The organism is Sutcliffiella horikoshii, from assembly GCF_044809035.1.
In the GTDB taxonomy this organism is placed as follows: domain Bacteria; phylum Bacillota; class Bacilli; order Bacillales; family Bacillaceae_I; genus Sutcliffiella_A; species Sutcliffiella_A horikoshii_G.
The window spans coordinates 4,078,150-4,092,057 of sequence record NZ_CP085237.1 but is presented as its reverse complement, the minus strand read 5'-3'; the positions used below and the strand labels follow the sequence as shown (position 1 = coordinate 4,092,057).

The 13,908-nt window shown below is 44.6% G+C and carries 16 protein-coding genes; 15 read left to right on the top strand and 1 reads right to left on the bottom strand.

The window, feature by feature from the left end; genetic code table 11:
- Positions 1 to 78: 78 nt before the first annotated feature.
- The 13 genes from glyA (at position 79) to LG307_RS20850 (ending at position 12,386) form a co-directional block, all read left to right on the top strand.
- Entirely contained in the window at positions 79 to 1,320 is a 1,242-nt protein-coding gene (gene glyA / locus LG307_RS20910) for a serine hydroxymethyltransferase (protein WP_404446135.1), read from the top strand.
- A gap of 164 nt (positions 1,321 to 1,484) precedes the next feature.
- Entirely contained in the window at positions 1,485 to 2,114 is a 630-nt protein-coding gene (gene upp, locus LG307_RS20905; RefSeq protein ID WP_404446132.1) for a uracil phosphoribosyltransferase, read from the top strand.
- Between the two features lie 264 nt (positions 2,115 to 2,378).
- Positions 2,379 to 4,715, top strand: coding sequence for a S8 family serine peptidase (locus tag LG307_RS20900; protein WP_404446129.1), 2,337 nt, complete (start codon positions 2,379 to 2,381; stop codon positions 4,713 to 4,715).
- Positions 4,716 to 5,131: 416 nt separating this feature from the next.
- Positions 5,132 to 5,353 carry an AtpZ/AtpI family protein gene (locus LG307_RS20895; RefSeq protein WP_223491494.1) on the top strand — a complete coding sequence of 74 codons (222 nt, stop codon included), beginning with the start codon at positions 5,132 to 5,134 and terminating at the stop codon, positions 5,351 to 5,353.
- 2 nt (positions 5,354 to 5,355) lie between these two features.
- A complete protein-coding gene (locus LG307_RS20890) occupies positions 5,356 to 5,742 on the top strand; it encodes an ATP synthase subunit I (protein ID WP_404446127.1) in 387 nt (128 codons plus the stop codon).
- Positions 5,743 to 5,744: 2 nt separating this feature from the next.
- Complete coding sequence (atpB, locus tag LG307_RS20885; RefSeq protein WP_404450521.1) at positions 5,745 to 6,497, top strand: F0F1 ATP synthase subunit A; 753 nt, start codon at positions 5,745 to 5,747, stop codon at positions 6,495 to 6,497.
- Positions 6,498 to 6,556: 59 nt separating this feature from the next.
- A complete protein-coding gene (gene atpE, locus LG307_RS20880) occupies positions 6,557 to 6,769 on the top strand; it encodes a F0F1 ATP synthase subunit C (protein ID WP_010200387.1) in 213 nt (70 codons plus the stop codon).
- Positions 6,770 to 6,903: 134 nt separating this feature from the next.
- A complete protein-coding gene (gene atpF, locus LG307_RS20875) occupies positions 6,904 to 7,449 on the top strand; it encodes a F0F1 ATP synthase subunit B (RefSeq protein WP_404446124.1) in 546 nt (181 codons plus the stop codon).
- Positions 7,446 to 7,988 (top strand): F0F1 ATP synthase subunit delta, encoded by a 543-nt coding sequence (locus LG307_RS20870; RefSeq protein WP_404446121.1) that lies wholly within the window; start codon positions 7,446 to 7,448, stop codon positions 7,986 to 7,988. The genes atpF and LG307_RS20870 overlap by 4 nt, the downstream gene beginning before the upstream one ends.
- 18 nt (positions 7,989 to 8,006) lie before the next feature.
- Positions 8,007 to 9,518, top strand: coding sequence for a F0F1 ATP synthase subunit alpha (gene atpA / locus LG307_RS20865; RefSeq protein WP_404446118.1), 1,512 nt, complete (start codon positions 8,007 to 8,009; stop codon positions 9,516 to 9,518).
- 113 nt (positions 9,519 to 9,631) lie between these two features.
- Positions 9,632 to 10,492 (top strand): F0F1 ATP synthase subunit gamma, encoded by an 861-nt coding sequence (locus LG307_RS20860; protein ID WP_404446115.1) that lies wholly within the window; start codon positions 9,632 to 9,634, stop codon positions 10,490 to 10,492.
- A 48-nt stretch (positions 10,493 to 10,540) separates the two neighbouring features.
- Positions 10,541 to 11,959, top strand: a complete 1,419-nt coding sequence (gene atpD / locus LG307_RS20855) for a F0F1 ATP synthase subunit beta (RefSeq protein ID WP_404446112.1) — start codon at positions 10,541 to 10,543, stop codon at positions 11,957 to 11,959.
- A 25-nt stretch (positions 11,960 to 11,984) separates the two neighbouring features.
- Positions 11,985 to 12,386, top strand: a complete 402-nt coding sequence (locus tag LG307_RS20850; RefSeq protein ID WP_404446109.1) for a F0F1 ATP synthase subunit epsilon — start codon at positions 11,985 to 11,987, stop codon at positions 12,384 to 12,386.
- A gap of 377 nt (positions 12,387 to 12,763) precedes the next feature.
- Here the strand turns inward: LG307_RS20850 and LG307_RS20845 are convergent, their stop codons facing one another.
- On the bottom strand, positions 12,764 to 12,913 hold the full coding sequence (locus tag LG307_RS20845; protein ID WP_404446107.1) for a hypothetical protein: 150 nt from the start codon (positions 12,911 to 12,913) through the stop codon (positions 12,764 to 12,766).
- Positions 12,914 to 13,028: 115 nt separating this feature from the next.
- Here LG307_RS20845 and LG307_RS20840 point away from each other — a divergent pair, with 115 nt between their 5' ends.
- Together LG307_RS20840 and LG307_RS20835 are read left to right on the top strand one after the other, a co-directional pair.
- Positions 13,029 to 13,403 (top strand): NADH-quinone oxidoreductase subunit A, encoded by a 375-nt coding sequence (locus tag LG307_RS20840; RefSeq protein ID WP_010200369.1) that lies wholly within the window; start codon positions 13,029 to 13,031, stop codon positions 13,401 to 13,403.
- Entirely contained in the window at positions 13,394 to 13,906 is a 513-nt protein-coding gene (locus LG307_RS20835; protein ID WP_010200368.1) for an NADH-quinone oxidoreductase subunit B family protein, read from the top strand. The genes LG307_RS20840 and LG307_RS20835 overlap by 10 nt, the downstream gene beginning before the upstream one ends.
- Positions 13,907 to 13,908: the final 2 nt, after the last annotated feature.

The following is a 13,908-nucleotide window of genomic DNA, read 5'->3' as shown; positions in this document are numbered from 1 at the left end:
AAAGGTTGAAAAGCCGAATGTAGGTGTTTTTTCAAACATTTCAAATTTGATGTTCATACTTAAAGGGGGATTCCGAAAGTGAAATTAGCACAACAGGATCAGCAATTGTTTCAATCCATCCAGGATGAATTGGCAAGACAACGCACGAAAATCGAGTTAATTGCTTCTGAGAACTTTGTAAGTGAAGCGGTTATGGAGGCTCAAGGATCTGTACTGACGAATAAATATGCAGAAGGATATCCAGGCCGTCGTTATTACGGTGGTTGTGAACATGTAGATGTTGCGGAGAACATTGCCCGTGACCGTGCGAAGGAAATTTTCGGAGCCGAGCATGCAAATGTTCAACCACACTCTGGTGCCCAAGCAAATATGGCAGTTTATTTTACCATTCTAGAACAGGGCGACACGGTACTTGGGATGAATCTTTCCCATGGCGGCCATTTAACACACGGCAGCCCGGTAAACTTTAGTGGTATTCAATATAATTTTGTGGAGTATGGGGTGGACAAAGACTCTCATACTATCAATTATGAAGACGTTGCAGAGAAAGCGAGACTGCACAAGCCGAAGCTGATCGTTGCCGGTGCAAGTGCGTACCCGCGCGCAATTGATTTTGCGAAGTTCCGCGAAATTGCAGACGAAGTTGGGGCTTACCTGATGGTCGATATGGCTCATATTGCCGGTCTTGTTGCAGCAGGCCTTCACCAGAATCCGGTACCTTACGCTGACTTTGTGACGACAACTACGCATAAAACGTTGCGCGGACCTCGTGGCGGGATGATCCTTTGCAAAGAAGAATGGGCGAAGAAAATTGATAAATCTATTTTCCCAGGCCTTCAAGGTGGTCCATTAATGCACGTGATCGCAGCAAAGGCAGTTGCGTTCGGAGAAGCATTGCAACCAGATTTCAAAGACTATGCGCAAAAAATCATCGACAATGCACACCGCCTGGCGGAAGCGTTGAAACAAGAAGGTCTTTCTCTAGTATCGGATGGAACAGACAACCATCTGCTGCTTGTGGACGTGCGCTCCCTTTCCATCACAGGAAAAATTGCGGAGAAAGTATTGGACGAGGTTGGAATCACGGTCAACAAGAACACGATTCCATTTGATCCGGAAAGTCCATTTGTAACAAGTGGTGTCCGCATCGGGACAGCGGCAGTGACAAGCCGTGGCTTCACACTTGAGGATATGGATGAGATTGCATCCATCATTGCCTTCACATTGAAGAACCATGAAGATGAAACGAAACTGGAAGAAGCAAAAGAGCGTGTGGAAGCAGTTTCTGGAAAATATGAATTGTATCCTTCTTTAGGATAAAGGTGTTGGTGGGAGAGGTCTGAGGTTAGACCTCTCTTTTTTTGTGGAAAATAACTTGAATCAATCCTGCTTTTTCTGTAGAATCAATGGAAGTGTGAATGGGAGTCGGACGAGCTGTGAGCCAAACCGGCTACTAACTGACATGATAAAAGGAGAGATTTCGAATGGCAAAAGTGTACGTATTTGATCACCCGTTAATTCAGCACAAACTTACATACATCCGCGACAAACATACAGGTACGAAAGAGTTTCGTGAACTAGTTGATGAAGTGGCAAGTTTAATGGCATTCGAGATTACCCGTGACCTTCCGCTTGAAGAAGTGGATGTGGAAACACCGGTTTCTATTTCAAAATCAAACGTGTTGGCAGGGAAAAAATTAGGGATCGTTCCGATTCTTCGTGCCGGTCTTGGCATGGTAGAAGGAATGCTGAAATTGATTCCAGCGGCTAAAGTTGGACATGTCGGCTTATACCGTGACCCAGAAACGCTTCAACCTGTTGAATATTATGTAAAATTACCATCTGATGTGGAAGAGCGCGACTTCATCGTGGTTGATCCAATGCTTGCAACAGGCGGATCTGCAATCGAAGCAATTCACTCCCTGAAAAAACGCGGCGCGAAAAACATCAAATTCATGTGCCTGATCGCTGCCCCTGAAGGTGTGGAATTACTTAAAGAAGCGCACCCTGACGTAGACATCTACATCGCGGCGCTTGACGAAAAACTGAACGAAAAAGGCTACATCGTCCCAGGTCTTGGTGACGCTGGCGACAGACTATACGGAACAAAATAAGTGATTGACGTAAGGCTGTTGGGAGATCTCATTCGATCTCCCAACAGGCTTTTTTTATTTGGAAGTATATGGATTGTTGTTAAATTCCGTCGTTTTATTGAATACTTTTTCTCTTTTATTGAATACTTGCGCCACTTTATTGTATAAATTCCCCCATTTATTGAATACTTCCACAAGCCACCCTTAAATTCCCCGAAACAGCATCCACCATCCCATGCATAATCCATCCCCAATAACAAATGCTAGGTAGCAGAGGTGAAGGACGTGAAAACAGGGAAAATTTTATCAAGTATAGCACTTGCCGGACTGCTGGTGACAACTCCACTAATGCAGCCGCTAACAAATACAACAGCCACCACCACAACATCCATAAACGTACGCACAAACGACTCATTACATACAACCAATACACTCAGCACAACCAGCACACCCAAATACCCAAAACGGCCGCCACTTCCGGTAAGCAGACCAGGCACTGAGCTTGAGGAACAGACGGTTATTTTAATCGTGGAGGAAAACAGCCAAAACTCCATTCAGAACCTAATTCAACAAAAATATCCTACCCTGAAAATAAAGCGGACCTACACGGCCGTATTTAAAGGTTTTGCCGTCCACGGACCGCTCAAAGATCTGGAAAAGCTCCAAAATGAAAAAGGGATCTTGGAGGTATCTCCTGTCACCAACTACACCCCCAATCTTGACGAAAGTGTGCCATTTATTGGCGGCGGAGAGAAGATGCATCGGCTCTATGACAAAGAAGGCGACCGTCTCACCGGAAAGGGCGTGAAGGTCGGGATCATTGATACAGGAATTGACTACACGCATCCCGACCTCCGAAATAATTACGCAGGAGGATATGACTTTGTCGATGAAGACGAGGATCCGATGGAAACAAAGCGGTCTCAAGGAATGCCGACTCTGCATGGCACGCATGTGGCAGGAATCGTCGGGGCGAACGGTCATCTTCATGGAGTGGCGCCGGAAGCGGAACTGATTGCGTACCGAGTTCTTGGTCCTGGTGGCCAAGGTTCGAGTGAGCATGTAATCGCGGCAATAGAGATGGCCATTCATGACAAAGTGGATGTGCTGAATCTATCACTCGGAAACACGATTAACGGTCCGGATTGGCCCACAAGCCTTGCGCTTAACAAAGCGGTGGAACATGGCGTGGTTGCTGTTACTTCAAGCGGTAACTCCGGCCCGAACCTCTGGACGGTCGGATCGCCTGGGACGTCATCTGAAGCAATATCGGTAGGCGCGTCCACACCGCCGCTTCACATTCCGCATCTGTCCCCTATTTTTTCTAAAAGAGAGGTAGAAATGCTGCCGCTACAAGGGTCGATGCCATGGGATTTTTCGTCCAAGCCGATGGGCATGGTGTACGCAGGACTTGGGGAAGAAGAGGATTGGGACGGCAAAAAGGTAGAGGGGAAAATAGTGCTGCTCGAACGCGGCAAGATTCCCTTTTCCGAAAAAGCGCATCATGCCAAAATGCACGGAGCGGCTGGTGTGGTTATTTACAATAACCTTGAAGGCAATTTTACAGGCACATTAGAAATTGAAATGGATATTCCTGTCGTTTCCATCTCCAAAGAGGACGGCATGTTTTTAAAAAAGCATTTGAAAAGAAGTTTCTCCATGGTGAAGACAACGTTCAAATGGCATAAGGATGACATCGCAAGCTTCAGTTCGCGCGGTCCGGTTACCCATACATGGGAGATCAAGCCGGATGTGGTCGCGCCTGGTGTGGCAATCGACAGCACCATTCCAAACGGCTACCTCGCTCTTCAAGGTACAAGCATGGCCGCACCGCATGTGGCAGGAGCAAGTGCACTCATCATCCAGGCCCATCCTGATTGGACGCCAGCTCAGGTCAAAGCTGCCTTGATGAATACAACAAAACCGCTGGTAAAAGAAGACGGCACTGATTATTCCGTCCTTGAACAAGGAGCCGGCCGCATCCAGCTAGAGGAAGCAATCCGAACGAACAGTCTCGTGTATCCAGGTTCCCTAAACTTCGGGATGCTGGAAAAAAAGGATACCCGGACGCAAAAGGAAATTCCTATTACCATTGAAAATGTGTCTGACAAAGAGGTGACATATTCCATCGAGGCACCTAAGCAACAAAAGGGAGTCCAGTGGAAGACGCCAATCACCTTTACGCTCCAGCCAAAAGAAAAACGCGAAACCAACATCACGCTCGACATCACCCCGAATCAGCAAAAAGCAGGAATGCACGAAGGAGAAGTCGTCGTCAACGCCAACAGCCAAAAAATCCGTCTGCCTTTCCTCTATATAATAGAAGAACCGGATTACCCGCGGATAATGGGCTTCCAATTTGGCTATGGAGATAAGGAAGGGGAATATCAATATGAGGTGTATTTGCCAGAAGGGGCAGAGGAACTGGGAATAGCACTCTACGAAGCAGATACGCTCCACTTCATCGACTATCTCGACTGGGAGCGCGACCTCCAACGCGGACTGTTTAAAAACCAAATCCCTGCCGACCGTGTAAAAGTAAAAGGACTTGTGAAGGCAGTCGTCTTCGCGAAGAAGCTGGACAAGGAAGACACTGTCGAAGCGGACCTTTATTTTGAGTGAGGAGGGTTTAGGGGGTTGAGGAGACATTTTTGTCGAATCATGTCAAGCAACACAACCTGAAACTACTGAATAGTCACATAATGTTCACAATCGACAAACTTAACCTGCATGTCATCTGTGATAAAATAATGTTATACAACAGCCGAATGAGGAAAACTGTTCATCATTTGGCTGTTTTTTTCTGGAGAAAATACATAGCGAAAAAAAGCTGGTTCATAGAGAAATCTTACCAACGAAAAGAATGTCGATTTTTCCTTAGAACACATTGACATTGATAAAGTGCTATTGTATGCTTACAAAGGGTATAAAATGATAGGGTTTTCATAGGTTTTTAAAAACCAATTTTATACATATTTAGCATCGATTTATCAGTAAGACCTCAAATCTTTTACCGCATGTAAAACGGGGTGTTTTCTATGGAAGATAAACGCCGCCCATTCCAAGCAATGGCTTTGATGTCCGGAATCCTTTCCTACTTAGTTGGTCCCACCTTAGTCGGATTATTTGCAGGAAGATGGCTGGATGGCAAGATTGGTACCGAACCATTGTTCCTTATTATTGGACTTCTTTTAGGACTAGCAGCAGGTGTGCTGGGAGTATTATACTTGGTCCAAAAATTCTTCTCAGGAGAGTCATGAATATGCCCGAATCAACCGAAAAGTTTATGAGGCATATGAAGTATTTCTTATTTTTTCTTGCCTTTTTTGTAATAGGATGGGGATTCACGTCCCATCAAGAGTGGTTCGCAGGTTTGATCCTGGGGACAGTGATCAGTGTGTACAACCACTGGCTGCTGCATTCGAAAGTGAAGAAGTTCACGGAAGCAGTTGCAGAGGGTCGGAAAGCGATCACATTAGGTTCTTTTTCAAGAATGGCCGCCGCGGTTCTCGGTGTGGTCATCGCTATGAGATATCCAGAAACTCTGAATCTCTACGGCGTCATCATAGGGATTATGACATCCTATATTGTCATTATCATAGATTCATTTGTAACACTCTTTAAAGCAGTGGGGAAGAGAGGTGAGTAGTGTTGGGTCACAGTGCTCCTATACGGACGGTTGATTTGTTTGGATATGACCTTCATTTCAACTTGTCAAATATTATGATGACTATTATAACAGCCTTGATTGTGTTCCTGATCGCATACTTGTGCACAAGGAAACTGGCATTGAAACCTACCGGAGCGCAAAACTTCATTGAATGGTTGGTTGACTTTGCTAAAGGTATCATTAACAGTACCATGGATTGGCAAACAGGAGGTAGATTCCTTGCATTAGCTCTGACAATTATGATGTATGTATTTGTCGCGAATATGCTAGGATTGCCATTTGCGATCATCCTTGGTGATGACCACACTTTATGGTGGAAATCGCCGACAGCAGATCCTGTTATTACGCTTAGTCTCGCGGCAATGGTAGTAGCATTGACGCATTATTATGGGATTAAGATGAAAGGCTTCAAGGAATATGGGAAGGACTTCTTCAAACCGATGGCGTTCTTATTCCCACTTAAGATCATTGAAGAATTTGCTAACACATTAACGCTTGGTCTGCGTTTATACGGGAACATCTTTGCAGGGGAAATCTTGCTGGGATTACTTGCGGGACTTGCAGTTAACGGTTATCAAATGGGCTTCATGTCCGGAATCATTGGAACAGCAGTTGCAATCATTCCTATGTTGGTATGGCAAGCATTCAGTCTTTTCATTGGAACCATCCAAGCATTTATCTTCACCATGTTAACAATGGTTTATATGGCACACAAAGTGAGTCATGACCATTAATTTATAAATTTTTTAATAACCAAAAAAACTTTTTTTTAAACATAAGGAGGAAATTATCAATGGGTCTTATAGCAGCAGCAGTTGCAATTGGTTTAGCAGCACTAGGAGCAGGTATTGGTAACGGATTAATCGTAAGTCGTACAGTAGAAGGGATCGCTCGTCAACCTGAGCTTAAATCCACTCTTCAAACTACAATGTTCATCGGGGTTGCACTAGTTGAGGCGATTCCTATCATCGCAGTAGTTATCGCGTTCATGGTTATCGGTGGTTAATTAACTGCCCGAATAATTCTTAGCATCAATAATGGCGAAGTCCGTCTCATACGAGAACCTTCGCCTTTCCTTTAGTATGAACCATTTTTTTGAAAATCTAGCCAAGGTGCCCTTTAGGTGCTTGTGCTTTTCTTATGTATTCCTCGAAGGGAGTGAAAGCATTGTATAGCTTAGATCACTTAGTGCTTGGTGCAGGATCCCTAACTTTAGGAGATGCACTATTCCAGTTAATCACATTTTTAATCTTACTATATTTCCTTAGAAAAGTTGCTTGGGATAAGCTTGTTGGAATGATGAAGCAACGTGAAGATCACATTGCAAACGAAATCACAGCAGCTGAACAAAGCAATGTAGAAGCGAAGGCTCTTGTTGAAGAGCAAAGAGCTCTTTTAAAAGAAGCGCGCACGGAAGCTCAGGCTTTAGTGGAAAGCGCGAAAAAAGTAGCAGAAGATCAAAAAGCAGATATCGTCAGAGCTGCTCAAGAGGAATCTGCACGTCTTAAAGAAGCGGCAAGAAAAGAAATCGTTCAGGAAAAAGAGCAAGCAGTTATTGCCCTGCGTGAACAGGTTGCATCCTTGTCCGTATTAATCGCTTCTAAAGTGATTGAAAAAGAACTAAACGAAAAAGATCAGCAAAAGCTTATCGATGATTACGTGAAACAGGTAGGCGAAGTGCGATGAGCAAAAACGGAGTAGCAAAGCGTTATGCATTGGCTCTATTCGAACTGGCAAAAGAAAACAATCTTTATGCCCAGTTTGATGCTGAGCTTGCAGAAGTAAAAAAGGTGTTCTTGAACAACAAGGAACTTGATGTTCTTTTGAGCAACCCGAAAGTACGCAAAGACTCTAAAAAGCAAATCGTCCGTGAGGCATTTGCTTCTGCATCACCATTTATCGTAAACACGTTACAGCTTTTAATAGACCGTCACCGTCAAGGTATCGTAGTGGATATGATTGACGAGTATAAAGCACTTTCTAACGAGGCCCTTAATGTGGCAGACGCGAAAGTATACTCTGTTCGCGCATTATCTGATGCGGAGCAGGCTCAGCTTTCCGCTGTATTTGCAGCAAAAGTTGGGAAATCTTCTTTAAACATCAGCAATATTGTAGATCCATCTCTTATCGGCGGTTTGAAGATTCGTATCGGCAACCGTATTTTTGATGGAAGTGTCAGTGGAAAATTAGAACGTCTAGGACGTCAACTTACAACGAATAGATAGTAGATAGGGGTGAAATTCATGAGCATCAAAGCTGAAGAAATTAGTGCGCTGATAAAAAAGCAAATCGAAAGTTATCAGTCTGAAATCGAAGTTAGCGATGTCGGTACTGTTATCCAAGTTGGGGATGGTATCGCTCGTGCTCATGGTCTCGACAACGTCATGGCTGGAGAGCTAGTTGAATTTTCTAACGGAGTTATGGGTCTTGCCCAAAACTTAGAGGAAAACAACGTCGGTATAATAATCTTAGGACCTTATACTCAAATCCGCGAAGGCGATGCAGTTCGTCGTACAGGCCGTATCATGGAGGTACCGGTAGGTGAACAACTTATCGGCCGTGTAGTAAACGCATTAGGACAACCAGTTGATGGTTTAGGTCCAATCGAAACAACAAGAACTCGTCCAATTGAAGCACAAGCTCCTGGTGTTATGGATCGTAAATCCGTTCATGAGCCACTTCAAACAGGTATCAAAGCGATCGATGCGCTTGTACCAATCGGACGCGGACAACGTGAGTTAATTATCGGTGACCGTCAAACAGGTAAAACATCTGTTGCGATCGATACGATTCTTAACCAAAAAGACCAAGACATGGTGTGTATCTATGTTGCAATCGGTCAAAAAGAATCTACAGTTCGTGGAGTGGTAGAAACTCTACGTAAGCACGGTGCACTTGATTACACAATCGTTGTAACAGCATCTGCATCTGCACCAGCTCCAATGCTATTCTTAGCACCTTACACTGGAGTAACAATGGGTGAAGAATTCATGTACAACGGCAAGCACGTTCTAGTTATCTATGATGACTTAACGAAGCAAGCTGCTGCATACCGTGAACTTTCCCTACTATTAAAACGTCCTCCAGGTCGTGAAGCATATCCTGGTGACGTATTCTACCTTCACTCCCGCTTGTTAGAGCGTGCAGCGAAGCTTAGTGATGCAAAAGGCGCTGGATCTTTAACAGCTTTACCGTTTATCGAAACGCAAGCTGGTGACGTATCTGCCTACATCCCGACAAACGTTATCTCCATCACTGATGGACAAATTTTCTTACAATCAGACCTATTCTTCTCCGGTGTTCGTCCTGCGATCAACGCTGGTCTTTCCGTATCACGTGTTGGAGGATCCGCTCAAATCAAAGCGATGAAAAAGGTATCAGGTACATTACGTCTTGACCTTGCATCTTACCGTGAGCTAGAAGCGTTCGCGCAATTCGGTTCTGATTTAGATAAAGCAACTCAAGCAAAACTTAACCGTGGAGCTCGTACAGTAGAAGTACTTAAGCAAGGCTTGAACAAGCCACTTAAAGTAGAAAAGCAAGTTGCGATTCTTTACGCTCTTACAAAAGGCTTCATCGATGATGTTCCTGTACAAGATGTAACGCGTTTCGAAGACGAAATGCTTACTTGGTTAGAGCATAACCGTAAAGAACTACTTGAAGAAATCCGTACAACTAAAGGATTACCAAGCGACGAAGCAATGGCTGAAGCACTTAATGCATTCAAAAAGACTTTCGTAGCTACTGAAAAGTAATAGATCGACATAGTGAGTTACACCATGCGATGGAGGAACCCGAACCAACCTTCGATTCCTCCTTTCCATGTGTCTAACCGCTCTGAATAGGGTTAAAAAGGTGGTGAAATCCTTTGGCATCATTACGCGACATAAAAACGAGAATTACCTCGACGAAGAAGACTAGTCAAATCACAAAAGCCATGCAGATGGTTTCCGCATCGAAACTAAATCGTGCTGAAACGAATGCAAAAGCTTTCAATCCTTATATGGATAAAATCCAAGAGGTTGTAGCAAGCATCGCACTAGGAAGTACAGATGTATCGCATCCAATGCTAGAAAGCCGTCCGGTAAAACGTACTGGCTACATCGTAATCTCCTCGGACCGTGGTCTTGCAGGTGCCTATAACAGTAACATCTTACGTACGGTTCATCAGACGGTTCAAAAACGTCATAAGTCTCAAGATGAATACGCAGTAATTGCCATCGGACGAATCGGCCGCGACTTTTTCAGAAAGCGTAACGTCCCTGTATTCTCCGAAATTACTGGTCTAGGCGACCAAGTATCCTTCTCAGACATCAAGGACATTGCGAATCGTGCAGTCAGCATGTACGCGGATGGAACGTTTGATGAGTTATACGTGTATTACAACCACTTTGTAAGTGCAATCTCCCAAGAAGTAACAGAGAAGAAGCTTCTTCCTCTTACTGACATTGCACCTACAACCAACAAGATTACATCCTATGAGTTCGAACCTTCCCAAGAAGGTATCTTAGAAGTATTGCTACCGCAATATGCCGAAAGCCTGATCTACGGTGCATTACTAGATGCAAAAGCAAGTGAGCATGCTGCTCGTATGACAGCGATGCAAAGTGCGACAGATAACGCAAAAGAGCTTATCCAAGGCCTTACACTTTCTTACAACCGTGCCCGTCAAGCAGCAATCACTCAAGAGATCACCGAGATTACTGCGGGAGCTTCGGCTCAACAATAGATTGAATATGTAACAAAATTTCGCAAAAGTAAGTTAGGAGGGAATACGATGAAAGGTCGCGTTACTCAAATCATGGGTCCAGTTGTCGACGTAAAATTCGACAGCGGACATCTTCCTGAAATATACAACGCTCTTCATATTAATCATAAAGCTCGTAGCGGAAATGAAGTAGACATTACTTTAACGCTTGAGGTTGCTCTTCACCTTGGAGACAACACAGTGCGTACAATCGCTATGGCTTCTACAGACGGTGTCGTTCGCGGCATGGAAGTAGAAGATGCTGGTCACCCTATTTCTGTACCAGTAGGTGACGTAACACTTGGTCGTGTTTTCAACGTACTAGGAGAAAATATTGACTTAGATGCCCCAATCCCAGCAGGTTCTCGTCGTGATCCGATTCACAGACAAGCTCCTACATTCGATCAACTTTCAACAGACGTTGAAATCCTTGAAACTGGTATCAAAGTAGTAGACTTACTTGCTCCTTACATCAAGGGTGGTAAGATCGGTCTATTCGGTGGTGCCGGTGTAGGTAAAACGGTTCTTATCCAAGAATTAATCAACAACATCGCACAAGAGCACGGTGGTATCTCCGTATTCGCAGGTGTTGGTGAGCGTACTCGTGAAGGAAATGACCTTTACCACGAGATGACGGATTCTGGCGTTATCAAGAAAACTGCCATGGTATTCGGACAAATGAACGAGCCACCTGGAGCACGTATGCGTGTTGCACTAACAGGTCTTACAATGGCTGAGTACTTCCGTGATGACCAAGGACAAGACGTTCTATTCTTCATGGACAACATCTTCCGTTTCACACAAGCAGGTTCTGAGGTTTCCGCCCTACTAGGTCGTATGCCATCTGCCGTTGGTTACCAACCAACACTTGCTACTGAAATGGGTCAATTACAAGAGCGTATCACGTCTACGTCTGTAGGTTCTGTAACGTCTATCCAAGCGATCTACGTTCCTGCCGATGACTACACGGATCCAGCTCCAGCAACAACTTTCGCTCACTTGGATGCAACAACGAACCTTGAGCGTAAGCTTTCCGAGATGGGTATCTACCCAGCGGTTGATCCTCTAGCTTCCACTTCCCGTGCATTGGCACCAGAAGTAGTTGGAAACGATCACTATGCAGTAGCGCGTGAAGTACAGGTTACTTTACAACGTTACAAAGAACTACAAGATATCATTGCTATCTTAGGTATGGATGAGTTAACGGATGAGGATAAATTAACCGTTCACCGTGCTCGTCGTATCCAGTTCTTCTTATCTCAAAACTTCCACGTAGCCGAGCAGTTCACTGGACAAAAAGGTTCTTACGTTCCTGTTCAGGAAACAGTTAAAGGATTCAGAGAAATCCTTGACGGCAAATACGACCACCTTCCAGAGGATGCATTCCGTCTAGTTGGACGCATCGAAGAAGTAGTGGAAAAAGCGAAGCAAATGGGTGTAGAAGTTTAATTAAAGGGACCTAGGAGGGAATGAAATGAAGACATTAAAAGTCAGCGTAGTTACTCCCGATGGCCCGGTTTATGAATCAGACGTAGAAATGGTAGTAGCCCGTGCTCAAAGCGGTGAGCTGGGAGTTCTACCAGGACATATCCCGATGGTTGCTCCACTTCAAATCGGCGGCATCCGTATGAAAAAAGACGGCAAAACCGAACAAGTGGCAGTAAACGGAGGCTTCCTAGAAGTGCGTCCTGATAAAGTAACGATCCTTGCCCAAACTGCAGAAGCAGCTGAGCAAATCGATCTTACACGTGCAGAAGAAGCAAAAAAACGCGCCGAACAACGACTGCAGTCCAAACAAGACGACGTCGACTACCGCCGTGCCGAACTTGCCCTTCAACGCGCAATCAACCGCATCAACGTAGCCAAAAGAGGGTAACAATACCCTGTGCATATAAGATTGTTAAAACCCCCTCTCTTCAGAGCAGACGTGCTTTGGAGGGAGGGGGTTTTTGTGTTGTTGCTTTAAAGAGGTAAAGAGGGGTCTGACCCGCTGTGCGGTGATGTGTTAAAGGGGGGGATCTCACGCAGAATGGTGGACTGGTGAGGGCAGTACCAATGTTGTCGAAATGGCGAAGGATCTGTCGACTTCTTGATATATGCCTGAATTTCTGGATATATCCTGAGTTTTATTGATAAAGGCTCCTAAATTCTTGATATATCCGAATTTTTCTTGATATATCCTGAGTTTTATTGATATCCGCAAATCCTATTACCTACTTTCAACAAAACCCCCTCCCGATAGCCCCAACCCCACTAGTTCCAGCAGCCACCCATCAGTCCTTTTTCAAAACAAGGTAATTTTCCATCCATCTTCGAGCAAAACGCCTCACTTTGTACCCGCAAAAACAAAACTTCACCCTCCACCAACACAATTCCCTTCGTCTCCCTAAAAACAATAGCCATAATAAGGATATCTCCTGTCGACACCGATATGGGGATTTGATATAATTGTTATCGGTTACATTTTTAAATATTGTGAGCAGTCTGAAAATGAAGAGAGACTTCGGAGGGGGCGGGCATGAATCTACTAAACTTATATCAAAATAACTATTTGATAGTGGTTGTATTTTTGGCTCTAGGGGTATTGCTTCCGGTCGTGGCGCTTGCTATTGGACGTGTTTTACGTCCAAATAAGCCATCAGCAGCCAAGCAGACGACCTATGAAAGTGGAATTGATCCCTTTCATGATTCACGTGTTCAGTTTAATGTTCGTTATTACATATTTGCCCTATTATTTGTCATTTTCGATGTGGAGACGGTTTTCCTGTATCCATGGGCGGTGGCATACGAGAAATTGGGGATTTTTGCACTGATTGAAATGCTTATTTTCGTAGTGTTATTACTGATCGGATTAATATACGCATGGAAGAAGAAGGTGTTGAAATGGATCTAAATTTAGAGAGTATCTCACCAGAGGAAATGGAAGAGCTGAAACAGACGGTCTTCCTGACAACATTGGAGGAGCTGAAAGCATGGGCCCGCAGTAATTCGATGTGGCCGATGACGTTCGGTCTAGCTTGCTGTGCCATCGAAATGATGGGAGTTGGCTCATCCCACTATGACCTCGACCGCTTTGGGTCCTTCTTTCGTACATCACCGCGTCAGTCTGACTGTATGATCGTGTCTGGTACCGTAACGAAAAAAATGGCACCAGTCCTAAAGCGCTTGTATGATCAAATGCCTGAGCCGAAATGGGTCATTGCGATGGGATCCTGTGCAACTGCAGGTGGTCCGTATATCAAATCCTATGCCGTTGTAAAAGGAGTGGACCAAATTGTACCTGTAGATGTGTACATACCGGGATGCCCACCAAATCCAGCGGCTCTTATTTATGGAATCAACAAGCTTCGTGAAAAAATTCGTTATGAAGCCAAGACAGGGAAGCAGGTGATCTAGCA